Origin of the sequence: Nonomuraea sp. NPDC049750, from assembly GCF_040659625.1 — a bacterium.
Lineage (GTDB): Bacteria > Actinomycetota > Actinomycetes > Streptosporangiales > Streptosporangiaceae > Nonomuraea.
Genome location: NZ_JBFANB010000033.1, coordinates 43,390 through 68,363 on the forward strand (window position 1 = coordinate 43,390; position 24,974 = coordinate 68,363).

The following is a 24,974-nucleotide window of genomic DNA, read 5'->3' on the forward strand; positions in this document are numbered from 1 at the left end:
CGGGCTATTGCGGATGATCAGCTCTTGGTGATGATCAGCTCTTGGTGCGTCGGGCGAGCCAGGTGACCTGGTACCGGTCGATCGCCGCGCCCAGTTGGGCCAGCTTCTCGGTGAAGGCGACCGGGTAGACGCCGGGCTCGGTCGCCGGCCGGTTGGCGTCCACGTACTGGGTGCCGAGGTTGGTGAAGGCCACGACGACGTAGTGGCGGCCGGCCTTGCCCGGCAGGGACCGTACGATGCCCGCGTCAGCTCCCGAGTTGCCGACCCAGCCGGTCTTGTGCGCGAACGTCACCTGCGCCTGCTTGTTGCAGGGCCGGACGTCCTTGCCGAACTTGTTGCCCTCGACCGTCACCGTGCCGTCGGCGGCCACCCACCGCGAAGCCACCCGCTGCGGGATGCCCGCGGCCGGGTACGCGCTGCCGCACCGGTTGGTGGTGGAGAGCATGTCGTTGAAGCCCTGCTCGCCGAGCAGCTTCTTGAAGACCTGGCGGGAGGTGGGGCTCAGCACCGCGCCGGTGACCGGTGAACCGTTGGGGGCGGTCCACGCCGTGCCCTGTACGCCATCGACCAGCGCGAGCAGCTTGGCCGTGTCCAACGAGTTCATCGTGACCGGGTTGGACCAGCGGCCGCCGTTGGCCGGGTTGGTGTTCTTCAGCTGCATGGTCTCCAGGCCCAGGTCCTGGAAGGTCTGGTTGAGCTCGTCCACCGCGCCCTTGTCGTGCAGCAGCTTCACCAGCGCACAGGACGCGGCGTTGGAGGAGGAGGTGATCGAGGCGTCCATGTAGGCGCTGATGGTGTTGCTCGACGGCCCACCGCACAGCGAGCTGACCGTGGTCGGCTGGTAGTCGTAGGTGTCGTCAAGCTTGATCACGCCCTTGTCCACCAGGCGCAGCACCCCGAAGTTGACCATCAGCTTCAGGACGGAGGCCGGGTAGGGGAGCATGAAGTCGATGGGCGCGTTCTCCCGGCCCGGCACGATGTCGATGGTGCCTTTGCCCTGGTTGGCGTACCATCCGGCGTCGTCCCACTGCCGCCAGCGCACCTGATCGGTGTGGAAGTTCTTGTCCACCGGCACGACGATCCCGTTCGGATACTGCGGGCTCATCAGGACCGTGCCGGATGAGAGCAGCTGCCCTCGCCGGTCCAGTTCCAGTACGGTCACGTCGAGTTGCGGCTGCTGGACGATGGGTTTGGGGTCGGCCGCATTGGCGAACAGCCGGGCGTAGTCGGCGGCCGTCTTCGCGTCCTTGTCGACGCCGTTGGCAAGCGTCCGAGCCTGCGGGGATGCCGGCGGCGCCAGGTCGAGCACCTGCTCGAAGCGAAGGTCGTTCATGGTGTCCCGCAGGAAGGCGGCGATGCCGCCGCCATCGGTGGTGGCCTGGGCCGGCGGCGCCACGGCGGCTAACAGCAGCGAGGCAGTGGACAGCGCGGCCACGGCACGACTCGTTCTGGTTCGGAAAATAGACACGATCTGTAATTCTCCTTGGCAGACGTTCCCGGCTTTGGGAGTTCAGGTTTGTCGGCTGGTGACGCGGACTTCGAACGCGGACTTCGAACGCGGCGAGGAACGGGCTCGCTCGTCCATGGAAAGAGCACTCAGAGGGGCAACTGTCACACGGCCAGCCCTCGGCGAGGGTGATCGCGCCGCATGGCCGGGGTTATCCCCGTGAGCTCACCCGTCCGAGCCCGCTCATAGGTGACGACCTCAGAGCTCTTCGCGGCTCATCACTCGCCGCTCGATGGCGTCTGCGCCCCGTCATGACATCCCCCGATGCAGGTTCGTGACCTTAACACAGTCTGGATCTTGGTTTCGGATTTTCGACGCCTTCGACTTCACCCGCCGCTCGATCGCGGGCGGCCTTCCGGGAATCTGGCGCGTCCACCAGGCCACTAGCTGAGCTCATGCATACCTCTCATATCTGGATCCTCATCAGTATTGCCACGAAGCAGCCTTCGAGTTCACGCCGTAGCAGAGGACGAGGTGGAGGGTGCAGGCGCAGTCGATTGCCTCGCTGGGGGCTAACCTGCTCCGTCCGATACATCCCGGCTGCGGGGCTGTGGCAAGTACGCGACGCCCGGACCATCACCGCGCACGCCGTCGCGCGCTCATGAGCCCCCAGACGAGCGTGAGTGCCCGCTCGACACGGCCATGGAGGCGCCTGACTCTTCCACGTTTCGGCGAAGGCGGCGGGCCGGCGACGCTCGCTGTCTTGGTCGGTCAGCGCCAGCTGGCAGGCCCTGCGCACGATCGCTTGGGTCGCTGCCCCGGGTCCCGGGACTACCGGCCGCTGAGGCGGCGATGGCGCTGACGATCAGAACAAGCAGGCCATGAACTTCGGGGACACCGCCGGCATCGGTCAACGACGCTCTCATAAGGCGAGCCGACTGACCGGAACATTTGTACAAGCCGCTGGCGCGCACCAGCGACGACAGTAGGCCCGTGACTATTTCCCTGGGGCTCGATGACCCCGCTGTTTCAACGACGCCGACCTGCGGTTTCCGCGCCGGCAGGCTGATGTGAGCAACCCGGCACGGCGCCGGCGGCGCCTCTTGATCATCTCGGCCGTCCTCTTCGTCGTCGTCGGACTGCTTCTCGCGAACGCGGAGGTGGTGACGCGGCAGAGCGCCGAGGCCAGTGGGGATCCAACCCTGCCCCTCAACGGCGGGAACATCTACGTGCGCCAGGACGGCCCCGCTGATGCCCCAGCACTCGTACTGATCCACGGGCTCGCCGCGTCGACCCGCTCGTGGGACGCGCTCGTTCCGCTGCTGACCAAGTCCCATCGCGTCATCCGGATCGACCTGCTCGGGCACGGCCGGTCGGCCAAGCCGGCCGGTGGTGGCTACGGGATGCCGGAGCAGGGACTCCGGGTCGGTGAGGCAATGGACCGGCTCGGGATCAAGCACGCCACAGTGGTCGGCCATTCCACCGGTGGCGCGGTCGCCACCGCTCTCGCCGAGCAACGCCCCGACCTGGTGACCTCGCTCGTTCTCATCGACACCGCGCCCCGTTTGGCCGCCGCCGTCTCAGCCGGCGGCGTCGGCGGGCTCTTGTACACCCCCGTCATCGGCCAACTGCTGTGGCGGCTTCGGACCGACAGCCTGATCCGCAACGCCGCGAGCACCGCGTTCAGCCGCCCCGGCTTCAAGGTCCCGCAGGCGGTCGTGGACGACGCGCGCGGCATGACCTACCACGCCCTCATCGCGACAACGCAGACCGGCGACGACTATGTGAATCAGCGCGCGCTCCCCGATCGGCTGATTCCCCTCGGCAAGCCACTGCTGGTGATCTTCGGCGAGGAAGATCAGCGATGGCGATCCTCCTCCGCCGCCGAATACAGCGCCGTTCCGGGCGCGAAAGTCGAGTTGCTGGCCGGTGTTGGGCACTCGCCCATCATGGAGGATCCGCCGCGGACCGCCGCGCTTCTTCTGGCCTTCACCGCGAGCCGCACCACCCAGGCGCACTGAACGAGATGATGCGCCCATGGCGGGCCCCGGTGCGGGTGGATCTGGCCGATGTGCTCGGCCGTACGTGTATGCCCAACAAACTTCGCCGAGACTAAGGAGATCGCGATGCCCCACACCAGTTCAGGCATTTACTGGGAGGAACACGGCCAGGGCCCTCTGACCCTTGTCATGCTGCCAGGATTCGGTGCCTCGGCTGATCTCATGACCGGAATCGCGCGACACCTGAGTGGGTTCCGCGTCTTGATCTTCGACCTGCCCGGACATGGTCAGTCCGTACGCGCGCCGGCGGACGGGAGACTGTCCACGCTGGCCGCGACCCTGCACGACGCGATCAACGACGTGGGCGTCGACGCCTACTGCCTGGTCGGCTATTCCCTTGGCAGTGCGATCGCGGTGCGTATCGCGCTCGACTACCCGGATGGTGTGCGTGCGCTGGTTGGTGTTGTTCCGTGGAACGCCGCGGGGACGACTGCCGGGGACGAGGTGATCGCCGGCTTCGATGCCGCCTACGGCAACGTCGAGGCCCTCACGCAAGGAGTGGCCGCAATCTCGGTGGATCCCTCGAAGACCTCGAGTCTGACGAGCAGCATGCTGACCGTCACCGAACAGATGTGGCACGGCTGGCTGGCCGGCGGTGCGCTGACAAGCCAGGCCGACGAGCTGTCTGAGATACGCATACCGACCTGCTACATACTCGGCGGGAAGGACGTCGTCGTAGATCAAGCCAAGCAGCTCGACGACGTGCGACGCATCCCCGGAAGCCGTGCGGTCCTGCTGAGCGAGCTTGGACACCTGTGTGGTCTCGAGATGCCCGACGTCGTCGCGAACGAGATCTCGAGCTTCCTGGAGACGGAAATCTCGAACCGCTGCCGGCCACCGGTCGAGAAGGGGATCAGTGTGGTGTAGCCGGGCGCCGAGCCGCACTGAATCCTCAGGTCTTCTTATCGATGATCATGCCGGTGAGTGTGGTTGGTGTTGGAGTACGTGGAGTACGTGAACTTCTCGCCCGGCTCGCCGGTGCGCGACCGGCCGAGCGTCATCTGCACCGGAGGGTGTGGCGGGAGGCCGATCGGCGCGGGCGTATCCCCCGGTGTCAGGTCATCGAGCGGCGAGTACGTGCGCCCACGGCTCATCGATGTCGGCCAGACCCAGGACGGCGACCACGTTGTCGAGCATTCCGGCGCCGAACCAGCGCCGGACGGCGTCGTCATCGCCCAGCAGCCGCCGAACAGTGTCAACCTGCTTGGCGTAGCACCGACGCACGGCCTCCCCTACCAGCGGCTCGCCGGCGGCACAGTTCGCGTGCATGAGGAAACGTAGGATGGTCCGGTCCGCGATGAGCGCGGCGTAGGCACCGCGTGCCGCATCCAACGCCGCCTCGGACGCCGGCCCGGCCCCACCCGACGCCGCCTCAGACGCCGGCCCGGCCCCACCCGACGCCGCCTCAGACGCCGGCCCGGCCCCACCCGACGCCGCCTCAGATGTCAGCCCAGCCCCACCCGACGCCGGCGAGTGCGCGACCAAGGTTTCGGTCATCACGACGGACACGTGATCGACCACCGCCGCGAACAGCGCTTCCTTGTTCGGGTACAGGCGATAGAGATACGGCTGAGAGATGCCGACCCGCTCAGCCAACTCATGCGTCGTCGTACCGTAGAAACCCTTCTGCGCGAAGCAAGCCATCGCGGCGGCCACGATGGCTCGACGTCGTTCGTCGCTCTTCGTGCTGGTACCGGCGGCGGGCATGGACCCTCAACCTCCGAACGTCACGCTGAGCTCAGCGTCGGACGGCACATCGTGGGGCGTGAGTGCCTCGATCGCCACCAGCGGGTTCCAGTAGTCCAGGTAGTGGGTGATGCGCGCGTCGTCATCGGTCCGGACGACGGAGACGCACCTCTGCTCGTACGGCTTGCCGGTCGGCAGTGCGATGCCCGTCGAGCGGAATTCGGCGATCACGAGGCTCGGATCGACTGTCGGGTGGAACACCAGGTCGACGAACTCTACGTCGAAGGTCTCGGGAAAGTTGCTCATGTGCGCCAGCAGTGCGTCTCGCCCCGTCACCCGTTGAGGCACGCCGACCGGCGCGAACGGGAACTCGAGCACCCCCTCCGGGGCGAACAACGCCACCCATTCGTTGGTGAGTCCTGCGGCGGTAAGGCGCAGGTGCTCGGCCACGGTGTGCTGGGCAGCGGCGCGGCGGCTGGCGTGGTCTTGCTCGGCTGTCATGTCGACTCCTAGGTTAGTAATCGACCAATAACATACCAGCCGCCGCGGCCAGGTCGAGTGCTGACAGAAACCCGCGACCGGAGATTGCTAGGCGTCGCGGCGCAGCGTGAACCAGAAGGTCGGCACCGAGTTGGTGCCCGGTGTGACGTCAAGCAGTTCCCAGCCGTGGAACCTGGCGCGGAGCTCGTCGGCTGTGACGCCCGCCGCCCACGACGCGACCTCGGGGGTCGGATTGCCGAGCGGCTCGGGGCCGTACCCGAACATCAGCAACCGTGCTCCAGGAGCGGCGCGTTGGGTGAGCCCGGCGGCGTAGGCGTCGCGGCGGTGCAGCGGGACCCCGCAGTAGCAGCTCAGGTCGAAGAACAGGTCGAAGGGGCCCGGCACGTCCAGCTCGTCGAGGCGGGTGGCGTCTCCGTGCAGCAGCCGTACCGCCACTCCCGCTTCCGCGGCTTTCTCCCTGGCCTGGTCGACGGCGCGGTCGATGAGGTCGACGGCCGCCACCTCCCAGCCGTGCCGTGCGAGGTAGGTGGCGTTGGTCCCCGTGCCGCAGCCGAGTTCGAGGGCGCGGCCGGGCGGCAGCGCGCCGTGCCCCTCTACCAGGGCGACCAGCTCGGGCGGCGTCACGCCGGTGTCCCACGGTGGCTTGCCGGTGCGGTAGTAGCGCTCCAGTGCGCGGAGGACGGACTCCTCCTCCGGGTCTCTCTGCGCTGAGGCCAGGTCCGGTTCCGGCTGCTGGATGGTGTTGGGCTGGTCCATCGTCTTCCCCTAAATATAGAGTTGAACTCTAGTGACAAACTCTAGAGATATACTCGCAATATGGACCATGTCAAGCGGCCGGACAAGCGAGCCGAGCGCTCACGCCGCACCCGGGAAAAGGTCGTCGAGGCGGCTCGCGAGCTGTTCGTCGCGCAGGGTTACGGGGCGACGAGCCTGCAGGAGGTCGCGGACCAGGCGGGCGTGGCCGTCCAGACGGTCTATTTCGTCTTCCGCAACAAGCGCACGCTGTTCAAGGACGTCGTCGACACATCCATCGCCGGGGATACCGAGCCGGTCGCCACCATGGATCGTGAGTGGTTTCGCGCCGCGTGCGCCGAGCCCACCGCAGCCGGGCAACTGCGCGCGCACGTCCACGGCACCCGCGAGATCCTGGGCCGGGTCGCCCCGATCATGCCGCTGATCGCGGCTGCCGCGGCCACCGATCCTGAGATCGCCGCACAGTGGCCGGACGGTCCCGACCCGCGTTACACCGTGCAGTACGCAGCGGCCGAAGCCCTGGCCCGCAAGCCTGACACCCGTCCCGGCCTCTCCGTCGAGATGGCGGCGGACCTCCTGTTCGGTCTGCTCAGCCCGCAGCTCTACCTGATCTTCGTCCGCGACCGCGACTGGTCACCGGACAAGTGGGAAGAGTGGGCCCGCACCAGCTTGACCTCCCAACTCTGCGCCGACCCCGGCTGAGCGGACGGACGTCACGATGGTCCTCCAGCCGCGATGCCGGTGGCCAACCACCTGGCCGGCCTCCCGCGGGCCGGGTCGGACAACCTCGCCGACACCCATACCGGGCCTACGCCGACCAGATCACCCCGGCCACCCAAGCCCCAAGGCGGTAGGCCGACCACGACAAACAACCTCCGGCCCCGTCCCGGCGAGGCCCTACCCAGGGTCTTCTTCGGCTGGCGGGGCACAGCGCCACTGGCCTTGTCCAGAGGCCATGAGCCACCGATGGACTCCCCTTGGTGGCTCATGGCCCAGGGTGTGCATGCTCGCTATCCCTGACCCGAGGATTTCTGCGCACTTGGAGTTTCTCGGCGCTGGGGGTCAAAGGCCAACGGCGGCCACCTGTTCAGGAAGCAAGACAGCACACCGAGTGCCGTACCACCAGGCGGCTACCGACTCACCGCCCGATCAATACACGATCGACTCTCTAGCGAGTCCGGACCGCCACATAGGTGAGGATGAGGGCGTCGGGCTGCCGGGAGGTGAGGTCGGTTCCATACCGCGTCACCACAGCGATCATCGAGGGCGGCACCGGCCATCCGATCACGGGCAGCTTAGGGGGCCATCGGTGTGCCGTGGGCGAAGCGCGCGGCGGAGCCGCGCCCCAGCAGGGCGTCCGAGCGGAGCGAGGTCCTTCAGGGGTCGGGCCCTGGGCCCGACTGGGAGCAACGTCTGCCCCCGAAGCGCGAAGCGCCCACCCGCGAAGCCCTTTGGGCCGGAAGCGGGTGGGCGCTCAAATGGTCAGCGCTGGGTGGGCGCGACGACTACCTCGACGCGCTGGAACTCCTTGATGTCCGAGTAGCCCGTCGAAGCCATCGTCCGCTTCAACGCCCCCATCAGGTTCATGGACCCGTCGGCCACGCTGGACGGCCCGTGCAGGATCTGCTCCAGGCTGCCCACCGTGCCGAACGCCACCCGCCGGCCCCGAGGCAGGTCCGGGTGGTGGGCCTCCGAGCCCCAGTGGAAGCCATGGCCGGGGGCCTCCGTCGCGCGGGCGAGCGGGGAGCCGACCATGACCGCGTCGGCGCCGCAGGCGATGGCCTTGGCGATGTCGCCCGAGGTGCCCATGCCGCCGTCGGCGATCACGTGGACGTAGCGGCCGCCTGATTCGTCCATGTAGTCGCGGCGGGCGGCGGCGACGTCGGAGATCGCGGTGGCCATCGGTACGGCCACACCCAGCACGTTGCGGGTGGTGTGGGAGGCGCCGCCGCCGAAGCCGACCAGGACGCCCGCCGCGCCGGTGCGCATGAGGTGCAGGGCGGCCGTGTAGGTGGCGCAGCCGCCCACGATGACCGGCACGTCGAGCTCGTAGATGAACTGCTTGAGGTTCAGCGGCTCGGCCCGGCCCGAGACATGCTCGGCCGAGACCGTGGTGCCGCGGATGACGAAGATGTCCACGCCCGCGTCGATGACGGCCTTGTGATACTGCACCGTACGCTGCGGAGACAGGCGGACCGCCGTGGTCACGCCGGACTCCCGGATCTCCGCGATCCGGCGGCCGATCAGCTCTTCCTTGATCGGCGCCGTGTAGATCTCCTGCAGCCGCTTGGTCGCGGCCTCGGCGTCGAGCGAGGCGCACTCCTCCAGCAGCGGCGACGGGTCGTCGTAGCGGGTCCAGAGCCCTTCGAGGTCGAGGGGCGCCAGGCCGCCGAGGCGGCCGATCTCGATCGCGGTGGCGGGCGAGACCACGCTGTCCATGGGGGCGACGACCACGGGTAGTTCGAACCGGTAAGCGTCAATCTGCCAGGCGATCGAGACCTCCTCCGGGTCACGAGTGCGCCGGGAGGGTACGAGGCCGATCTCGTCGAGCGCGTAGGCCCGGCGACCGGTCTTGCCCCGGCCGATCTCCACCTGCTGAGTCATGTCTTACCTTCTGTGATAGTTCGGGGCTTCCACGGTCATCTGAATGTCGTGGGGATGGCTCTCCGTGAGTCCCGCCGCCGTGATCGGCATGAGCTCACAGTCGGTGTGCATCTGCGTGATCGTGCGGCAGCCGGCGTACCACATGCCCTGGCGCAGGCCGCCGACGAGCTGGTGGGCGACCGCCGCGACCGGTCCCCGGAAGGGGACCTGGCCTTCGATGCCCTCGGGGATGTATTTGTCCTCGCCGCCGATGTCGGCCTGCGCGTAGCGGTCCTTGCTGAAGGACATGCCGCCGCGCTCGCGGTTGCGGACCGCGCCGAGCGAGCCCATCCCCCGGTACGACTTGAACTGCTTGCCGTTGATGAAGATCAGCTCACCGGGCGACTCCTCGCAGCCGGCCAGCAGCGAGCCGAGCATGACCGTGTCGGCGCCGGCGGCGATGGCCTTGACGATGTCGCCGGAGTATTGCAGACCGCCGTCGCCGATGACCGGCACGCCGGCCGGGCCGCACGCCAGCGATGCCTGGTAGATGGCGGTGACCTGCGGCGCGCCCACGCCGGCCACGACGCGGGTGGTGCAGATGGAGCCGGGGCCCACGCCGACCTTGACCGCGTCGGCGCCCGCGTCGACGAGCATCTGGGCGCCCGCCCTGGTCGCGATGTTGCCGCCGATGACGTCGACCTTGCTGTTGGCCTTGAGCTTGGCGACCATGTCGGCCAGGCCCTTGGAGTGGCCGTGCGCGACGTCTACCACGACCACGTCGACGCCCGCCTCGATCAGCGCCTTGGCCCGCAGCTCCGCGTCACCGCCGACGCCCACGGCGGCGCCGACGACCAGGCGGCCGTCCGCGTCCTTGGTGGCCAGCGGATATTGCTCGCTCTTGGTGAAGTCTTTGACCGTGATCAGACCGCGCAGCCGGCCGTCGGGATCGACGAGGGGCAGCTTCTCGATCTTGTTGTGCCGCAGCAGCTCGAAAGCGCCGTCACGCGACACCCCGACCGGGGCGGTGACCAGCGGCATCGGGGTCATGACCTCGCGCACGGGCCGCGACTGGTCGGTCTCGAAGCGCATGTCGCGGTTGGTCACGATGCCGACGAGTACGCCGGACAGGTCGGTGACGGGCACCCCGGAGATCCGGTACGTCGCGCACAGCCGCTCCACGTCGGCCAGGGTGTCGTCGGGAGTGCAGGTGACCGGGTTGGTGACCATCCCGGCCTCGGACCGTTTGACCAGGTCGACCTGCTGGGCCTGCTCCTCCACCGACAGGTTGCGGTGCAGGATGCCGATGCCGCCCTGGCGGGCCATGGCGACGGCCATGCGAGCCTCGGTGACCGTGTCCATCGCGGCGGAGACCAGCGGGATCGACAGATTGATGCCGCGCGACAGGCGTGAACCGGTGTCCGCGTCACCAGGTTGCAGGTCTGAATAGCTTGGGACGAGCAACACGTCGTCGAAGGTCAGACCCGTCTCGGTGAACTTGGACATGCTGCGGCCCCTCCTGCCGATGCTGATGAGGCAAGTCTAGGGCCTAGATGCAAAACGTCCCGAGGCCGGGAGCACGATGACCCCCACGGCCCGTCGTACCCCCGGCATCCCAAAGAGCCGGAGGATGGGGCGGTCGGTGATCCGCCCCATCCTCCGGCCACCGACATCCGGGCGGAAGCGCATAAAGCGCCACCGAACCCCCCTCCGCGTCCTGATGGCAAGCGCTGCCAGCTCAAGTGGATGCCGACGCTGGGTTAAGCCTGCGTTACTCATCGGCACACCGCAATGTGAAAACGTGCAATTGCACGAAGCTGCACATGTGGCCAAGGAGTCCACGCAAGGAGCGGACAAGGACGTATCGCCGAGTTATTCTCACGGCACGCCCGTGTCCCCCCTACGGAGCCCCTTATATGCGTAGCGAGTCCCACACCCTGTCCGACCCTCTCGCGTCCGACCCTCTCGCGTCCGACCCTCTCGCGGACGCTCCTCTCGCGGACGCTCCTCTCGCGACGCTGGGCCTCGACCCGGCCCAGACCGCGCTTTACACGGCGGTGCTGCGCCTGCACAGGGCCACGCGTACCGAACTGGCCGAGGCCATGGACGGTCCCGTCGACAAGGTGAGCAGACAGCTCGACGATCTCGTCAGGCTCGGGGTGATCGACGAGCAATCGGGCGAATACCTCGCCCGGCACCCCGCCGCCGCGCTCGGCCGGCTGATCGCCGAGCGCCTCGACCGGCTGGCCGAGGAGAGCAGGCGCATCGACTCCGCCCTCGGCTCGATCCGAGGGCTGATCCGCGACTACGACGTGGGGCACGACTACCAGAACGGCGCGTTCCGGGTTGAGATGGTGAGCGGGGCCGACGTGCTCTACGAGAGCGTGGTGGGCATGGCGGTGCAGTCCCAGTCCCCGCCGATGCACCTACTCACCGCCATTCCCGACGAGCGGACGATGGCGGACTTCGTCCGAAAATTTGCCGATCCTTGGATCGACGCACAGCAGCGGAAACTCCTGAACGTGCGGGCCGTCATCCCGGTCTCCACGCTGACCCTGCCCGGCGTACGCGACCAGCTGACCAGACTGCTGGCCACCGGCGGGACCGTACGCACGCTGGCCCGGGTGCCGAGCTGGTTCATGACCGCCGGGCCCGACGCCGCCGGCCTGCCCGCGCTGTGGGGCGGCAACCTGCCCGACCACGCCTACAACTTCTACCTGGTACGGACCCCGATCGTCGTGGGCATGCTCAGGTCGCTCTTCGAGGAGCTGTGGGGCCGGGCCGTACCCCTGCCCTGGGGTCGCCGGGGCGAGGGCGTGGTGCAGGTGCTGCGGCTCGCGGCGCAGGGCATGTGCGACGACTCGATAGCCCGCCAGCTCGGTGTCTCCGTACGCACGGTACGGGCCAGGTTCGCCGACGCCATGGTTCAGCTTGGCGCGCAATCACGCTTTCACGCAGGTGTGGAGGCCGCCCGGCGTGGATGGCTGAGCTAATAGCCACCGCGGTGGCCGCATCGGTCATATGGTGGGAAGGTGCTGGAAGACGTCCCCCGCGACCCGTTCGCGGACGACCCGAACGACCCTTCCTCAGCGATGGGCGAGCTCGACGACGCCGAACCGCTGACCGCCGCCGAGCGCGACGAGGCCATTACCGACCTGGCCGACGTCGAGGTCTTCCGCTCCTTGTTAGAGCAGCAGGGAGTGCTGGGCCTGGTGCTCGACTGCCCGGAATGCGGCGAGCAGCACTTCTTCGACTGGGAGCTGCTGCGCGGCAATCTGCGCCAGATGATCGACAAAGGCCAGCCCCAGATGCACGAGCCGGCCTTTCACCCTGACCCGGCCGACTACGTGACCTGGGAATACGCCAGAGGCTACGTCGACGGTGTCATCGACACCGAGGAGCGCCGCTGATCCACGTCGTCCAGCAGCGCGGCGAGCAGCCGCGCGGCCGGATCGCGTGAATCGGGCAGCTCGCCGCGGGCCAGCACGTCGAGGAGCGCGTCAGTCTGCTCCTCCGGCGTCAAGCCGACTCCAGTTCGGCCATCTGCCGCAGCCTCGCCAGCGCTCGATGCTGAGCAACACGGACCGCACCTGGTGACATACCGAGTACATTACCGGTCTCCTCCGCCGACAGCCCCGACACCACCCGCAACAACAGCAACTCGCGCTGGTTGTCAGGGAGCCTGGCGAGCAGCCTGCGGGCGTACTCCACCTCGATGTAGCGGACCACCGTCTCCTCGGGCCCCGGTCCGTCGTCGGGCCCGTCCGGTAGATCCTGAGTCGGTACGGCCGAGCGGACCGAACTCCGCAACGCGTCGGCCACCTTGTGCGAGGCGATACCGAAGACGAAGGAGGCGAAAGGCCGTCCCATGTCGCGGTATCGCGGCAGCGCGGACAGGACCGCGATGCACACCTCCTGGGCTACGTCATCGGCAATGTGATATTGCCCTGAAACCCTGCCCAGCCTGGCGCGGCAATAGCGCACCACCATCGGACGCAACTCGCCGAGCAGGGATTCGATCGCACTGCGATCTCCCTGTACGGCGAGGCTCGTCAGTTCCCTTAGGTCGGAGTCATCCGTCCGTGCCGGAAGTCTCGACGCGAGCCTTACCCCAATTTTGGCGTCGGCGACGCTTCCCTCGCTCACGATAGGCATGATGCCCGCACTGATCGGGCCTGTCGTCATCGCGAACGGCTACGGATTGGTCACATTGACGCGGCGATAACGGGCAGTAATCAACCGGCCACACTAAGCCTTTATTACGGAAGAATATTTCATCCCATAACCCAAAATGTGCAGAAATTGTCAGACGCCTAGACGCTTAAGCCACACATCCGGTTTACCCGAATAAACCACTTTCCCGGTTCATCGCCCTTCGCTCACCCTCTCAGCAGCATCGACTGGATTGCCCGTATGTCATATGCCATACATGGCTTTGCGGGGGTAGGAGGCCAGGGGCGCGCCGGAGAAAGCACACGACCCGCACCTGTAATCAGGCACGGGTCGGGTGAGGAAGGAAGGGCTCAGTGGCCGTGGCCGTGACCGTGGCCCTGACCGGCGGCGGCCGGCTCCTCCTCCGGCTTGTCGACGACGAGCGCCTCGGTGGTGAGGAGCATGCCGGCGATCGACGCGGCGTTCTGGACGGCCGAACGGGTGACCTTGACCGGGTCGATGACGCCCTGGTCGAGCAGGTTGCCGTACTCGCCCGTGGCGGCGTTGAGGCCGTTGCCCGCCGACAGCTCCGAGACCTTGTGGGTGACCACGTAGCCCTCGAGACCGGCGTTCTCGGCGATCCAGCGCGTCGGCTCGACCAGCGAGCGGCGGACGATGGCGACACCGGTCGCCTCGTCGCCCGTCAGGCCCAGGTCGTCGAGGTCCTTGGCGACGTGGATCAGCGCGGAGCCACCGCCGGAGACGATGCCCTCCTCGATCGCGGCGCGCGTAGCGGAGATCGCGTCCTCGAGGCGGTGCTTCTTCTCCTTGAGCTCCACCTCGGTGGCGGCGCCGACGCGCAGCACGCACACGCCGCCGGCCAGCTTCGCGAGGCGCTCCTGCAGCTTCTCGCGGTCCCAGTCGGAGTCAGACTGCTCGATGGCAATCTTGATCTCCTTGACCCGGTCCTCGATCGCCTGCTGGTCGCCGCCGCCGTCGACGATGGTCGTGTTGTCCTTCGTCACGACGATGCGGCGGGCGTTGCCGAGCACCTCAAGGCCGACGTTCTCGAGCTTGAGGCCGACCTCCTCGCTCACGACCTGGCCACCGGTGAGGATGGCGATGTCCTGCAGCATGGCCTTGCGGCGGTCGCCGAAGCCCGGCGCCTTGACGGCGACCGAGGTGAACGTGCCGCGGATCTTGTTGGTGACCAGGACGGCCAGGGCTTCGCCCTCGACGTCCTCGGCGACCACGAGCAGCGGCTTCTTGGTCTGCGCGATCTGCTCGAGCAGCGGCAGGAAGTCGGAGATCGAGGAGATCTTGCCCTGGGTGAGCAGGATGTAGGCGTCTTCGAGGACGGCCTCCATCCGCTCGGGGTCGGTCACCATGTAGGCCGACAGGTAGCCCTTGTCGAACTGCATGCCCTCGGTGAACTCGAGCTCCATGCCCATGGCGTTGGACTCTTCGACGGTGAGAACACCGTCCTTGCCCACCTTGTCGAACGCCTCGGCGATCAGGTCACCGATCTTGGCGTCCTGAGCGGAGATGGTCGCGACGTTCGCGATCTCCTTCTTGTCCTCCACCGGGCGCGCGCTGGCCAGCAGCTTGTCGCTGACCGCCTTGGCGGCCTTGTCGATGCCGCGCTTCAGCGACAGCGGCGAGGCGCCGGCGGCCACGTTGCGCAGGCCCTCGCGGACCATCGCCTGAGCCAGGACGGTCGCGGTGGTGGTGCCGTCACCAGCGACGTCGTTGGTCTTGGTGGCGACTTCCTTGGCGAGCTGGGCGCCGAGGTTCTCGTAGCGCTCCTCCAGCTCGATCTCACGAGCGATGGTCACGCCGTCGTTCGTGATCGTCGGAGCACCGAACTTCTTGTCGATGACGACGTTGCGGCCACGGGGGCCGAGGGTTACCTTCACGGCGTCCGCGAGGGCGTTGACGCCACGCTCAAGCGCGCGGCGTGCGTCCTCGTCGAACGCTAGGATCTTCGCCATGCTGAAAGTCCTCTCCTAGCGTCGAAAGCCCCGGCCGCACGCGCTCAGAGGAGACGCGCGCCCGGGGCCTGACGCATCCGGCTTACTTCTCGATGATCGCGAGAACGTCGCGGGCGGAGAGCACGAGGTACTCCTCGCCGCCGTACTTGACCTCAGTGCCGCCGTACTTGCTGTAGAGGACGATGTCGCCCTCAGCGACGTCGAGCGGAATACGCTTGTCGCCGTCCTCATCCCAGTTGCCCGGGCCCACCGCGAGGACCTTGCCCTCTTGCGGCTTCTCCTTGGCGGTGTCAGGAATGACCAGGCCGGAAGCGGTCGTCTGCTCGGCCTCAAGCGGCTGAACCACGATGCGGTCGCCGAGCGGCTTAACGGGAACCTTGGTGGCGGTCGTCACGATCGGACCTCCCCTTCAGATTTGAATGATCTAGAAGAGGCGACCAGCGGGGCCTGCCGTCGCGGGTGTCAGACCTGCCTCGTCGCACGTTGGCACTCTCAAGGGGAGAGTGCCAACAGGAAACATATGCAAGAGGGGCTTGACAGTCAACACGAACGCGTCTGCTCAGAGCGATAAGGCCCAAGAGCTTGCCCAAGGTTGAGGGTAATTGGGGTGACACGGGCTGTTGGCGCAGGCGAACGCCTGAGCCCCCACCTCCGCGTACAGCGGACCTTCCAGCCACCGCGCCCGCGCATGGCGGCCGTTCCAGCCGTCCGCCGTACGCGCACGGCGAACGTTCCAGTCCACCACCGTACGCGCACGGCCGCAGGCTGGAGTGCGGCGGGGAGACGCTAACGTCGGGTGACGTGGATCTCGACGCCTTCACCGAGTTGCTCACCCCGCGCGGGCAGCGCGCACTCGCCGAGGCCGTCGAGGTGGTGGGCGCCGATCCGGTGGTCGCGGCGACGAGGCTGCGCAGGTCGTACGACGCCGACCTCACTTCGGCCGCGCTCACCCAGGCGGCGCTGCGCGAGCGCGCCAAGGCCAAGTTCGGCGCCGACGCGGCCCACATGTACTTCACTCCGCACGGTCTGGAGCAGGCCACCCGAGCCGAGGTCGGCGCCCACCGGGCCCGCCGCCTGGCCGGAACCGCCGGCGGGACGCGGGTCGTGGACGTCTGCTGCGGCATCGGCGGCGACTTCCTCGCCCTGGCCCGCGCCGGCTGCGTCGTGGACGCCGTGGACCTCGACCCGCTGACCGTCGCCGTCGCCCGGGCCAACGCGGAGGCGCTCGGACTCGCGGATCGGGTCACCGTACGCCAGGCGGACGCCGCGACGGTCTCGCCGGAGGACTACGACTGGCTGTTCGCCGACCCCGCCCGCCGGACGAGCCGGGGCAGGACGTTCGACCCCATGGCCTACTCGCCGCCGTGGCCGGTCGTGCTCGACCTGGTCGCCAGGGCTCGGCGGGCCTGCTTGAAGGTGGCTCCGGGCATCCCGTACGAGTTCATCCCGGGCGAAGCCGAAGCTGAGTGGGTGTCGTACAAGGGCGAGGTGAAGGAGGCAGCCCTCTGGACCGGCCCCGCCGAAGGGCCGGCGCAAGCCGAAGGGCCGGTGCGAGGCGAGGGGGCGGCGCGAGGCGAGGGGGCGGCGCGAGGCGAGGGGCCGGTGCGGCGGGCGACGTTGCTGCCCGGCGGCGAGACGCTCGTCGCCCGCGGGGCCGAGGCGCCGACCGGCCCCGTCGGCCGCTTCGTGTACGAACCCGACGGGGCCGCGATCCGCGCGCACCTCGTCGGGGAGGTCGCCGAGATGGTCGGCGGCCGTCTCCCCGACCCGATGATCGCCTACATCACCGGCGACGAGCCGTTCGACACCCCATGGGCCGCGCGTTACACGGTGGAAGAAGTGCTGCCGTTCTCTCTGAAGCGCCTCCGCGCCACTCTCCGCGAGCGGCAAGTCGGAAATGTCGTCATCAAGAAGCGAGCCTCGGCGGTAGACATCGAACGACTCAGAAATGACCTGCGACTTTCGGGTGACAAATCTGCGGTAATCATACTTACCCGCATCATGGATAAGCCTTCCGTCCTGATTTGTCACCCATCCCCACCTGCGCAAATAGCAAACTAGGGCATTATCGGGTCAACCCCGATCTTTTACTTCGCTCCTGACGGACCTTGATCGAGCGGCTAAGGTGAGCACGCGGGAGTCCTCCCCCTTTGGCGGTTAGCCGCGTTCTCGTTTCATCTGCAAACCGGACCTGTCCCACCGCTGCGCGGCAGACCGTCGGCGAGCGAAGGAGCCTTTCGGTGGATCACGCCAACCACACCACCCTTCTACAGGCAGGCGGCGATTCCGCCATCTCCGAAAGGATGCGGGACCTGCTCGCGCGTGCGTCCCAGGACCACGTCTACGAGCAGCGGACCCAGGGGGCCGTCCTCGACGAGATCCGCCAGCGCCTTGAGGGTATGGAGTGGCTGCTCAGGGAGGTTCGCGAGCGGGAGCTGGGGGGTCTGAGCGGCACGCTCGAGACGGTGAGCGGGCGGCTTGACGACATCGCGGCCAAACCGCCGATGTGGGCGGAGGGCCTGGCCCAGCATGTCGAGGCGGTGCGCGACCATGTCGACGCCGTCGGCGAGCAGGTGGGCACCGTTGACGCGCATGTGGAGTCGGTTCACCAGCGGGTCGCGCCGGTGGCGGAGCTGCCGGGGCTCTGGGCCGAGGTCGGCACCGTCGGCGACAACGTGGACGAGGTGCTCAAGAAGCTGCAGGCGGTCCTCGACTTCACGGAGGGCATCACCAAGCGAATGAGCGACCTGGGTGTCAGGCTGGGTCACCTCAACACGGGCATGGAGGCCGCCGCCGGCCGCTTCAGCCGCATCGACAAGTCGCTCGCCGAGCTGACCGCCCGTACGGACCGCATCGAAGGCGCGCTGCTGGAGCTGCCCGACAGCTTCGACGGCAAGCTCGCCGCCAACGCCGAGCAGCTCGACGGCAAGCTCACCGCCACCGCCGAGCAGATGACCGAACAGCTGGACGGCAAGCTCGACGCGGCCACCGACCAGCTCGACAGCAGGCTCACCGCCGCCGCCCACCAGCTCGGCGGCAAGCTCACCGCGGCCACGGACCGGCTCGTCGCCCAGGTGGACGGCACCGAGCAGCGCCTCTCCGTACGCCTGGGCGAGACCGAGGGCCTACTGACCGACCTGGACCAGCGGCTCACCGGCCGCCTGGACAGGACCGAGCAGAGCCTGACCACGCACCTCGACCGGGCCGAGAAGGGGCTCACCGCCCGTCTGGGCGAGTCCGAGCAGGGCCTGGCCGACCGCCTGGACGAGGCCGAGCAGGCGCTGACCGCCCGGCTCCACGAAACTGGGCAGACCCTGACCGAGCACCTGGACGACACCCGGCAGAGCGCGGCAAGCCGCCTCGACCAGACCGAGCAGCGCCTGGCGGGCCGCCTCGACGAGAGCGAGCAGCGCGTGGCCGGGCGCCTCGACAGCGTCGACGGCAAGCTCCTCGACGTCCACGGCGCCCTCGACAGCCGGCTCGGCGGCGTCGACGAGCACCTGGCCACGGTCGACGGCCACCTGAGCACGGTCAGCGGCCATCTGACCACCGTGAACGGCCACCTGTCCCGCCACGACAACCGCTTCGACACGCTCGACGGCCGCGTCGACGGCCACTTCATCCGGCTCGACGAACGCCTGGCCGCCGCCGACCGCCACCTCATCGACTCCGCCACCCGCAACGAGGGCCGCTTCAACCAGCTCGACAACGGCATGGACACGCTCGACGAACGCCTGGGCGAGGTGGAGGAGCGGGTGACCACCCGCTTCGACGGTCTCGGCAGCCAGCTCAACGGCGTGGAGACCCACCTGACCGGCCTCGCCCAGCACGCCGAGCAGGCCGGCGAGCACCTCGAAGCCGTCGACGACCGGATCGAGGCCGTCAACCAGCGCATCGGCCAGTTGCCCGCGACGCTCAGCATCGGCGAGCGGGTGGGCGAGCTCCTCGACTCCCAGACCACCCACCAGGGCGAGCGCCTGGCCGCCGCCGCGGCGGTGCTCACGGAGCTGGTCGCGGCGCGCCCTGACCGCACCGAGCTCACCCAGACGGTGACCGACATCGTCGAGCCCGCCACCACCGACCTCACCAGGCGTCTGGGCGCTCTGGAGGAGACCATGCTCGCCCTCGCCGAAGCCCTCCTCCGCCCTACGCGAAAAGACTGAGCTACCCGTCCGGCACAGCCATGGCGCGCGACCCAACGCGAGCAGGTCGACGCACATGTGCAAGTTTGTCCGGGTTGACCAGCGCATACAGCCCGCCCGCCCGAGTGCCCGTTTCGTCCGGTTCCACGGTGAGCGCGACCCGGACCTGGCCCCCGGCCAGCAGCAGGAACATCGGCCCAGCCGTCCAGAGGAGGTCCAGGTCCACGTACCTGGGCGCGATTCCCATGAGTACGCGGGACACCCTGTCCGAGCCGTGAATCGGGCGTAGTGAGGCGTGCACGCGGCCACCGCCGTCGTTCCACATGGTGACGTCCGGAGACAGCACCGCCAGCAGGTCGGCGAGGCTGCCGCCCGCCATCGCCGCGACGAAGCGCTCCGCCACCTCGCGCGCCACCCGGGGGTCGGCCGGGTAGCGCGGGCGGCGGGAGCGGACGTGTTCGCGGGCCCGGCGGGCGAGCTGGCGCGCCGCCGCCGGTGTGCGGTCGAGGATGCGGGCGATCTCGGCGTGCTCGAACCCGAACGCCTCCCGCAGCACGAACGCCGCCCGTTCCAGAGGCGACAGCGTCTCCAGTACGACCAGCAGGCCCGTGGTGACGTTCTCAGCGGCCGTCACCGGGTAGTCGGCGGTCACCACCGGCTCGGGCAGCCACGGGCCGGTGTAGTCCTCTCTGGCGGCGCGCAGGCCGCGCAGCCGCTCCAGGGACCGCCGGACGGCGATGCGGATCAGGTAGGCCCGCGGATTGCCCACCTGGGCCAGGTCGACACCGGCCCAGCGCAGCCAGGTGTCCTGCACGACGTCCTCGGCGTCCGCCACGCTGCCGAGCATGTCGTAGGCCAGCGTGAACAGCAGGCTCCGGTGCTCCCCGAACACCGCCTCAGCATCGGCCACGGTCCCCTCCAGATCCCCCTGCGGCTCCGCGGGAGACGGTTTCGGCCCACCGTAACGGGCACGTGGACCAGACGCGCAACGGGCATCTGGGCCACATACGAAAGAGGCCAGTGGGCCACATGACGGCTCGGCATGTCACATCCGGCACCCCGCCACGCATCCGTTGAAAGAAGACCCCACACCGCACAAGGAGACAGAGCAGGCATGAAGGTACTTCTGGCAGGAGCCACCGGCACCGTCGGCACCGAGCTGATCCCCCAGTTGCTCGCCGCCGGCCATGAGGTGCTCGGCCTCACCCGTTCCGAACGCGGCGCCGCCAAACTGGCGGAGGCGGGCGCGACGGGCCTGGTCGCGGACATGATGGACCGCGACGCCCTGCTCGCCGCGGTGCGGGGCCACCAGGCCGACGCGGTGATGCATCAGGCGACGGCGATCACCGGCCTGCCGCTGTTCCACCGCCAGCTGTATCCGACGGGCGCGCTGCGCGACCGGGGCACGGCCAACCTGATCGCGGCCGCCAAGGAGGTCGGCGCGCACCGCTTCGTCACGCAGTCGTTCTTCCTCGGGTACGGCTACCGCGACCACGGCCCGGAGCCGGTGACCGAGGACCGGCCGTTCGCCGAGCCCGCCAGAGGCCCCTTCGGCGTGCACATGAGGACGATTCGGGCCAACGAGGAGCAGGTGTTCAATACGCCGGGCATCGACGGCGTCTCCCTGCGCTACGGCCTGTTCTACGGCCCCGAGGTGACGACGCGGAAGATGATGGCCATGGCGAGGCGGCGGATGCTGCCGGAGGTCCACCCGGCCAGCGTCATCTCGCTCGTGCACGTCCACGACGCCGCCTCGGCCGCCGTCGCCGCGCTGGACCGGGGCCGGGCCGGGCGGGCGTACAACATCGCGGACGACGAGCCGGTGAGCTTCGACGCCTATGTCCGGGCGCTGGCCGAGGCGGCGAACGCGCCCGCGCCGCTTCGGGTGCCCGGCTGGCTGCTGCGACCGACGCCGTACATCCACGCCTTCATGACCGGCGTACGCATCCGGCTCTCCAGCGACCGCGCGAAGCGGGAACTCGGCTGGACCCCCGCCTACCCCACCTATCGCACGGGGCTCAAACGTGAACGGTCGTGATCGGCATCGACGAGTCGGCGGGGATGTCCAGCCTCGACGGGGTGATGCCCGCCGCGACCAGGTCGGAGCCCAGGGCGGCGACCATGGCGCCGTTGTCGGTGCACAGTCCGGGCCGGGGCACGCGCAGGCGTACGCCCGCCGCGTCGCACCGCTCCTGGGCCAGGGCGCGCAGCCGGGAGTTGGCCGCGACGCCCCCGCCGATCAGCAGGTCATGAACGTCGTACTTGCGGCAGGCCTGGAGTGCCTTGCGGGTCAGCACGTCGACCACGGCCTCCTGGAAGGAGGCCGCCACGTCGGGTACGTGAATGGACTCACCGGCCGACTCGCGGGCCTCCACCCAGCGCGCCACGGCGGTCTTCAGCCCGGAGAAGGAGAAGTCGAGCGTGCCGTCGTCGATCTTGCCCCGGGGGAAGGTGACGGCCGTGCCCGACCCGGAGGTGGCGGCCTTGTCGATGTGCGGGCCGCCGGGGAACGGCAGACCGAGCACCCGCGCCACCTTGTCGAACGCCTCCCCCGCCGCGTCGTCGACGGTGGAGCCGAGCGAGATCACGTCTTCGGCCACGTCGGGCACGAGCAGCAGCGACGAGTGGCCGCCCGAGACCAGCAGGGCGATGCACGGTTTGGGCAGCGGGCCGTGTTCGAGCTGGTCGACGGCGACGTGGGCGGCCAGGTGGTTGACGCCGTAGAGGGGTACGCCGAGGCCGAGCGAGTAGGACTTGGCCGCGGCGACGCCGACGAGCAGCGCCCCGGCCAGCCCGGGACCGGCCGTGACGGCTATGGCGTCGATGTCGGAGAACTTCAGCCCGGCCTGCGCCAGCGCGGCCTCCACCGTCGGCGTCATCGCCTCCAGGTGGGCGCGTGAGGCGACCTCCGGCACGACGCCGCCGAACCTGGCGTGCTCCTCCATGCTGGAGGCGATGGTGTTGGCCAGCAGCGTGTGACCCCTGACGATGCCGATGCCGGTCTCGTCGCAGGACGTCTCGATGCCCAGAACAAGAGGGCCCTGAGCCAGCGGTGCGTCAGCCATCCAGCTTCCTTCTCATCATGATCGCGTCGGTGCCGTCGTCGTAGTAGCGGCGGCGCCGGCCGATCACCTCGAACTCGAAGTGCTCGTAGACCCCCCGCGCCTGCGGGTTGTCGGCCCGTACTTCCAGGAAGATCTCCCGCACCGCGCGCCGACCGGCCTCGGCCAGCAGCTCCGCCAGCATCGCGCCGCCGACGCCGGTGCCCTGGTTCGGTTGGACGACCGCGATGGTCTGGACGTCGGCCTGGTCGGCCGCGGCGGCCAGGCCCGCGTAGCCGACGATCTCCTGATCGACCAGGGCCACCACGTAGTGCCTGGTCCGCGGCTGGTCGGCCAGCTCGCCGCGGAGCATGGCCTCGCTCCACGCGTCGAGCGGGAAGGTGTCGCGCTCGATCGCCATGACCGCCGGCAGGTCGGCCTCGGTCATCTGCCGCAGCCGCACGTCCACCTGCCGGGGTTTCACGCCGTCACCCTCTTGGGGGCGCCGGGCACCACCGCGTCGGGCCGCCGCAGGTAGATCGGGCGCGGCGGGCCGAGTGGCTCCCCCGCCGCGATGCGCTCGGCCGCCAGGGCGGCCAGGAATCCGGCATAGGGGTACGGCGGAGCGTCGGACTGCCCCAGGATGTCGGGGTAGAGCCCGGCACCGGCACCCACCACGGGCAGGCCCTCCACCGGCACCTCGGCGGGCCGGTCGACGAACGGCCCGTCGAGCCGGGTGCGCGCGTCGGAGTAGCGGGCCCAGAACACCTCCTTGCGCCGCGCGTCGGTGGCGACCAGGAACGGCTCGGCGAGCCCGCTGCCGTAGGCGACGGCGTCGAGGGTGCAGATGCCGTACGCGGGGACGGCCAGCGTGGTGGCGAGCCCCTGCGCGGTCATCAGCCCGACGCGCAGCCCGGTGTAGGGGCCCGGTCCGCTGCCCGCCACGACGGCGGTGACCTCGGACAGGGCCGCACCCGCCTCGCGCAGCACGGTCTCGATGGTGGGGATGAGCAGCTCACCGTGTCGCCGGGCGTCGATCGTCGTCGACTCGGCGAGGACACGCCGCCCGTCGTGGAGCGCGGCCGTGACGGCGGGCGTCGCGGTATCAAAGGCCAGGACCAGCACGACTGTTTAGCCTACCCGCCCGCCGGGTCACGCCCAGCCGGTGCGCTGTTTCAGCCAGTCAAGAGCCACGGCCCCCTGCGCCCGCTGGAACGCCCTGACCGTGGGCAGGCCGGGTGGCGGCGGCTGCCGGCCCTGCCGTACCAGGTAGCCGGTGAACGCCGCGATCACCGCCGTGGCGGCGGGATCGGGGTCGGGGAAGAGCTCCTGCGACGCGGGGCCGCCCTGCATGGCGACCGAGGGCAGCATGGCCACGGGGTCGAACCAGGCCGCGCCGACGCAGGCCCACGGCCAGTCGACCACGTAGACGCGCTCCTCGGTGAGCAGCACGTTGTCAGCCCGCAGATCGGCGTGGAGCAGCGTGTCGCCGGCGGCGGCCGCGGCCCAGCCGGACTCCAGCTCGGCCAGCGCGCCGAGGTGACGCAGCGCCCACGGATCGAGACCGGTGGTGTCCTCCCCGAGCAGCCTGTGCCAGCCCCGGAACGCCTCGCCGAACACCTCCGCGACCGGCGGCGCCTCGATCGGGGCGGGCGTGAGCGCGGCCGACATGCGCCGCACGGCCTCCCTCACCCGGTCGAGCTCGGCGCGGCGCCAGGGCAGCTCGGGGTGGCGGCCCTCGACGTCCTCGAAGACGAGCACCACCCAGCCCTCGATCTCGAAGGAGGTCAGTAGCCGCGGCGCGGGCACGGACGCGGGGAGGGCGGCGGCGATTTTGCGCTCGGCCTGGTAGATGCGGACGCTGTCGGGGTTCGGTTCCGGGCCGACGGCCTTGACGAAGACGCGCCGGCCGTTCGCGGCGCGCAGTCGTACGGCCGCCGCGGGCGAGAACCCGCCCGGCTGCGTCACGGCCTCGGTCACCGGGGCGCCGAGGAACTCCTCGACGGCCGCCCGAGCCGCCGGATGCACCTCCGGCCAGGGAACGCGCGCGCCCGACGCGGGCGGATGGGTCTGCTCGCTCACGCTCTGGAAGCGTAGACGATGATGTTGTCGACGTATTCGCCCTTGGCGTAGTCGAACTTGCCGCCGCAGGTCACCAGCTTGAGGCCGTCCTCGATGTACACCCGCTTGGCCGGGAAGTGGTCCTTCGACACCTGCTCTACCGAGTCGACCTTGTACTTGACGACCTTGCCGTCACTCCGCTCGACCTTGACGATCTCGCCCTTGCGTACCTGCCTGAGCTTGAAGAACACCGCCGGGGCCGTCTTGGTGTCGACGTGGCCGATGATCACCGAGGCGCCCTTGTCGCCGGGCACCGCGCTGCCGGTGTACCAGCCGGCCATCTTGGGCTTCTCGTACGGCGGCAGCTCGACCTCGCCGTCCTTGCTCAGGCCGAGCTTCATCAGCGGCGCCTCGACCTCGATCGACGGGATGTCGATGCTCTCGGGCACGACGGAGCCAGCCGTCTTGGTGGTTTCCTGATAGGTCTTGCCGAACGCGACCAGCACCAGGCCGGTCACGGCGCCCGCGATGACCACCCGTCCAGGGCGGGCCATCGG

The 24,974-nt window shown here is 69.1% G+C and carries 24 protein-coding genes; 8 read left to right on the forward strand and 16 right to left on the reverse strand.

What is annotated here, in order from left to right; all coding sequences use genetic code 11:
• Positions 1–34: 34 nt before the first annotated feature.
• On the reverse strand, positions 35–1,468 hold the full coding sequence (locus tag AB0J16_RS48600) for a serine hydrolase (protein WP_358552996.1): 1,434 nt from the start codon (positions 1,466–1,468) through the stop codon (positions 35–37).
• Between the two features lie 1,049 nt (positions 1,469–2,517).
• Here AB0J16_RS48600 and AB0J16_RS48605 point away from each other — a divergent pair.
• A complete protein-coding gene (locus AB0J16_RS48605) occupies positions 2,518–3,468 on the forward strand; it encodes an alpha/beta fold hydrolase (protein WP_358552998.1) in 951 nt (316 codons plus the stop codon).
• A 105-nt stretch (positions 3,469–3,573) separates the two neighbouring features.
• Positions 3,574–4,374: an alpha/beta hydrolase gene (locus tag AB0J16_RS48610; RefSeq protein WP_358553000.1), complete on the forward strand. Its 801-nt coding sequence runs from the start codon at positions 3,574–3,576 to the stop codon at positions 4,372–4,374.
• A gap of 192 nt (positions 4,375–4,566) precedes the next feature.
• On the opposite strand, the gene AB0J16_RS48615 is transcribed toward AB0J16_RS48610, so the two are convergent.
• The 3 genes from AB0J16_RS48615 to AB0J16_RS48625 form a co-directional block, all read right to left on the reverse strand.
• Positions 4,567–5,214 (reverse strand): TetR/AcrR family transcriptional regulator, encoded by a 648-nt coding sequence (locus tag AB0J16_RS48615; protein ID WP_358553002.1) that lies wholly within the window; start codon positions 5,212–5,214, stop codon positions 4,567–4,569.
• Between the two features lie 6 nt (positions 5,215–5,220).
• A complete protein-coding gene (locus AB0J16_RS48620; protein ID WP_358553004.1) occupies positions 5,221–5,694 on the reverse strand; it encodes a nuclear transport factor 2 family protein in 474 nt (157 codons plus the stop codon).
• An 87-nt stretch (positions 5,695–5,781) separates the two neighbouring features.
• Complete coding sequence (locus tag AB0J16_RS48625; protein ID WP_358553006.1) at positions 5,782–6,450, reverse strand: class I SAM-dependent methyltransferase; 669 nt, start codon at positions 6,448–6,450, stop codon at positions 5,782–5,784.
• A 60-nt stretch (positions 6,451–6,510) separates the two neighbouring features.
• Here AB0J16_RS48625 and AB0J16_RS48630 point away from each other — a divergent pair, with 60 nt between their 5' ends.
• On the forward strand, positions 6,511–7,149 hold the full coding sequence (locus AB0J16_RS48630; protein ID WP_358553008.1) for a helix-turn-helix domain-containing protein: 639 nt from the start codon (positions 6,511–6,513) through the stop codon (positions 7,147–7,149).
• A 780-nt stretch (positions 7,150–7,929) separates the two neighbouring features.
• Here AB0J16_RS48630 and AB0J16_RS48635 read toward each other — a convergent pair.
• Together AB0J16_RS48635 and guaB are read right to left on the reverse strand one after the other, a co-directional pair.
• Entirely contained in the window at positions 7,930–9,051 is a 1,122-nt protein-coding gene (locus AB0J16_RS48635; RefSeq protein ID WP_358553009.1) for a GuaB3 family IMP dehydrogenase-related protein, read from the reverse strand.
• A 3-nt stretch (positions 9,052–9,054) separates the two neighbouring features.
• Positions 9,055–10,536 (reverse strand): IMP dehydrogenase, encoded by a 1,482-nt coding sequence (guaB, locus tag AB0J16_RS48640; RefSeq protein ID WP_357948280.1) that lies wholly within the window; start codon positions 10,534–10,536, stop codon positions 9,055–9,057.
• 410 nt (positions 10,537–10,946) lie between these two features.
• Between guaB and AB0J16_RS48645 the strand changes: the two genes are divergently transcribed.
• Together AB0J16_RS48645 and AB0J16_RS48650 are read left to right on the forward strand one after the other, a co-directional pair.
• Complete coding sequence (locus AB0J16_RS48645) at positions 10,947–12,023, forward strand: LuxR C-terminal-related transcriptional regulator (RefSeq protein WP_358553012.1); 1,077 nt, start codon at positions 10,947–10,949, stop codon at positions 12,021–12,023.
• 39 nt (positions 12,024–12,062) lie between these two features.
• Positions 12,063–12,440 carry a DUF5319 domain-containing protein gene (locus AB0J16_RS48650; protein ID WP_358553014.1) on the forward strand — a complete coding sequence of 126 codons (378 nt, stop codon included), beginning with the start codon at positions 12,063–12,065 and terminating at the stop codon, positions 12,438–12,440.
• Here the strand turns inward: AB0J16_RS48650 and AB0J16_RS48655 are convergent.
• The 4 genes from AB0J16_RS48655 to groES form a co-directional block, all read right to left on the reverse strand.
• Positions 12,401–12,553, reverse strand: a complete 153-nt coding sequence (locus tag AB0J16_RS48655; protein WP_357650738.1) for a hypothetical protein — start codon at positions 12,551–12,553, stop codon at positions 12,401–12,403. The two genes, AB0J16_RS48650 and AB0J16_RS48655, sit on opposite strands and share 40 nt — an antisense overlap.
• A complete protein-coding gene (locus tag AB0J16_RS48660) occupies positions 12,550–13,185 on the reverse strand; it encodes a sigma-70 family RNA polymerase sigma factor (RefSeq protein WP_225293976.1) in 636 nt (211 codons plus the stop codon). Before AB0J16_RS48660 ends, AB0J16_RS48655 begins: the two co-directional genes overlap by 4 nt.
• A 368-nt stretch (positions 13,186–13,553) precedes the next feature.
• Positions 13,554–15,173, reverse strand: a complete 1,620-nt coding sequence (gene groL, locus AB0J16_RS48665; RefSeq protein ID WP_358553016.1) for a chaperonin GroEL — start codon at positions 15,171–15,173, stop codon at positions 13,554–13,556.
• An 82-nt stretch (positions 15,174–15,255) separates the two neighbouring features.
• The gene (gene groES / locus AB0J16_RS48670; protein WP_214633886.1) at positions 15,256–15,570 is read right to left on the reverse strand and encodes a co-chaperone GroES; all 315 of its coding nucleotides are present in this window, start codon (positions 15,568–15,570) and stop codon (positions 15,256–15,258) included.
• Positions 15,571–15,974: 404 nt separating this feature from the next.
• Between groES and AB0J16_RS48675 the strand changes: the two genes are divergently transcribed.
• Together AB0J16_RS48675 and AB0J16_RS48680 are read left to right on the forward strand one after the other, a co-directional pair.
• Positions 15,975–17,234, forward strand: a complete 1,260-nt coding sequence (locus AB0J16_RS48675; RefSeq protein ID WP_358553018.1) for a class I SAM-dependent methyltransferase — start codon at positions 15,975–15,977, stop codon at positions 17,232–17,234.
• 179 nt (positions 17,235–17,413) lie between these two features.
• Positions 17,414–19,336, forward strand: a complete 1,923-nt coding sequence (locus tag AB0J16_RS48680; protein WP_358553020.1) for a hypothetical protein — start codon at positions 17,414–17,416, stop codon at positions 19,334–19,336.
• Between the two features lies 1 nt (position 19,337).
• On the opposite strand, the gene sigJ is transcribed toward AB0J16_RS48680, so the two are convergent.
• Positions 19,338–20,225 (reverse strand): RNA polymerase sigma factor SigJ, encoded by an 888-nt coding sequence (gene sigJ / locus AB0J16_RS48685; protein ID WP_358553022.1) that lies wholly within the window; start codon positions 20,223–20,225, stop codon positions 19,338–19,340.
• Between the two features lie 204 nt (positions 20,226–20,429).
• On the opposite strand from sigJ, the gene AB0J16_RS48690 reads away from it, so the two are divergent.
• The gene (locus AB0J16_RS48690) at positions 20,430–21,353 is read left to right on the forward strand and encodes an NAD(P)-dependent oxidoreductase (protein WP_358553024.1); all 924 of its coding nucleotides are present in this window, start codon (positions 20,430–20,432) and stop codon (positions 21,351–21,353) included.
• On the opposite strand, the gene tsaD is transcribed toward AB0J16_RS48690, so the two are convergent.
• Genes tsaD through AB0J16_RS48715 form a run of 5 tightly spaced genes read right to left on the reverse strand, consistent with a single transcriptional unit; the run spans position 21,334 to position 24,971 of the window.
• The gene (tsaD, locus tag AB0J16_RS48695) at positions 21,334–22,380 is read right to left on the reverse strand and encodes a tRNA (adenosine(37)-N6)-threonylcarbamoyltransferase complex transferase subunit TsaD (RefSeq protein ID WP_358553026.1); all 1,047 of its coding nucleotides are present in this window, start codon (positions 22,378–22,380) and stop codon (positions 21,334–21,336) included. The genes AB0J16_RS48690 and tsaD overlap by 20 nt on opposite strands.
• Entirely contained in the window at positions 22,373–22,804 is a 432-nt protein-coding gene (gene rimI, locus AB0J16_RS48700) for a ribosomal protein S18-alanine N-acetyltransferase (RefSeq protein WP_358553096.1), read from the reverse strand. Before rimI ends, tsaD begins: the two co-directional genes overlap by 8 nt.
• Positions 22,805–22,836: 32 nt before the next feature.
• Positions 22,837–23,481 carry a tRNA (adenosine(37)-N6)-threonylcarbamoyltransferase complex dimerization subunit type 1 TsaB gene (gene tsaB, locus AB0J16_RS48705; protein ID WP_358553028.1) on the reverse strand — a complete coding sequence of 215 codons (645 nt, stop codon included), beginning with the start codon at positions 23,479–23,481 and terminating at the stop codon, positions 22,837–22,839.
• A gap of 27 nt (positions 23,482–23,508) precedes the next feature.
• A complete protein-coding gene (locus tag AB0J16_RS48710) occupies positions 23,509–24,438 on the reverse strand; it encodes a phosphotransferase (protein WP_358553030.1) in 930 nt (309 codons plus the stop codon).
• Complete coding sequence (locus AB0J16_RS48715) at positions 24,435–24,971, reverse strand: class F sortase (RefSeq protein WP_358431450.1); 537 nt, start codon at positions 24,969–24,971, stop codon at positions 24,435–24,437. The genes AB0J16_RS48710 and AB0J16_RS48715 overlap by 4 nt, the downstream gene beginning before the upstream one ends.
• Between the last annotated feature and the right edge of the window lie 3 nt (positions 24,972–24,974).

Bases quoted from the DNA above. Each gene is read 5' to 3' on its own strand.
- AB0J16_RS48610 (WP_358553000.1), top strand. From the start codon at position 3,574: ATGCCCCACACCAGTTCAGGCATTTACTGGGAGGAACACGGCCAGGGC.
- AB0J16_RS48615 (WP_358553002.1), bottom strand. From the start codon at position 5,214: ATGCCCGCCGCCGGTACCAGCACGAAGAGCGACGAACGACGTCGAGCC.
- AB0J16_RS48620 (WP_358553004.1), bottom strand. From the start codon at position 5,694: ATGACAGCCGAGCAAGACCACGCCAGCCGCCGCGCCGCTGCCCAGCAC.
- AB0J16_RS48625 (WP_358553006.1), bottom strand. From the start codon at position 6,450: ATGGACCAGCCCAACACCATCCAGCAGCCGGAACCGGACCTGGCCTCA.
- AB0J16_RS48630 (WP_358553008.1), top strand. From the start codon at position 6,511: ATGGACCATGTCAAGCGGCCGGACAAGCGAGCCGAGCGCTCACGCCGC.
- AB0J16_RS48635 (WP_358553009.1), bottom strand. From the start codon at position 9,051: ATGACTCAGCAGGTGGAGATCGGCCGGGGCAAGACCGGTCGCCGGGCC.
- guaB (WP_357948280.1), bottom strand. From the start codon at position 10,536: ATGTCCAAGTTCACCGAGACGGGTCTGACCTTCGACGACGTGTTGCTC.
- AB0J16_RS48645 (WP_358553012.1), top strand. From the start codon at position 10,947: ATGCGTAGCGAGTCCCACACCCTGTCCGACCCTCTCGCGTCCGACCCT.
- AB0J16_RS48660 (WP_225293976.1), bottom strand. From the start codon at position 13,185: ATGCCTATCGTGAGCGAGGGAAGCGTCGCCGACGCCAAAATTGGGGTA.
- groL (WP_358553016.1), bottom strand. From the start codon at position 15,173: ATGGCGAAGATCCTAGCGTTCGACGAGGACGCACGCCGCGCGCTTGAG.
- AB0J16_RS48690 (WP_358553024.1), top strand. From the start codon at position 20,430: ATGAAGGTACTTCTGGCAGGAGCCACCGGCACCGTCGGCACCGAGCTG.
- tsaD (WP_358553026.1), bottom strand. From the start codon at position 22,380: ATGGCTGACGCACCGCTGGCTCAGGGCCCTCTTGTTCTGGGCATCGAG.
- rimI (WP_358553096.1), bottom strand. From the start codon at position 22,804: ATGACCGAGGCCGACCTGCCGGCGGTCATGGCGATCGAGCGCGACACC.
- AB0J16_RS48715 (WP_358431450.1), bottom strand. From the start codon at position 24,971: ATGGCCCGCCCTGGACGGGTGGTCATCGCGGGCGCCGTGACCGGCCTG.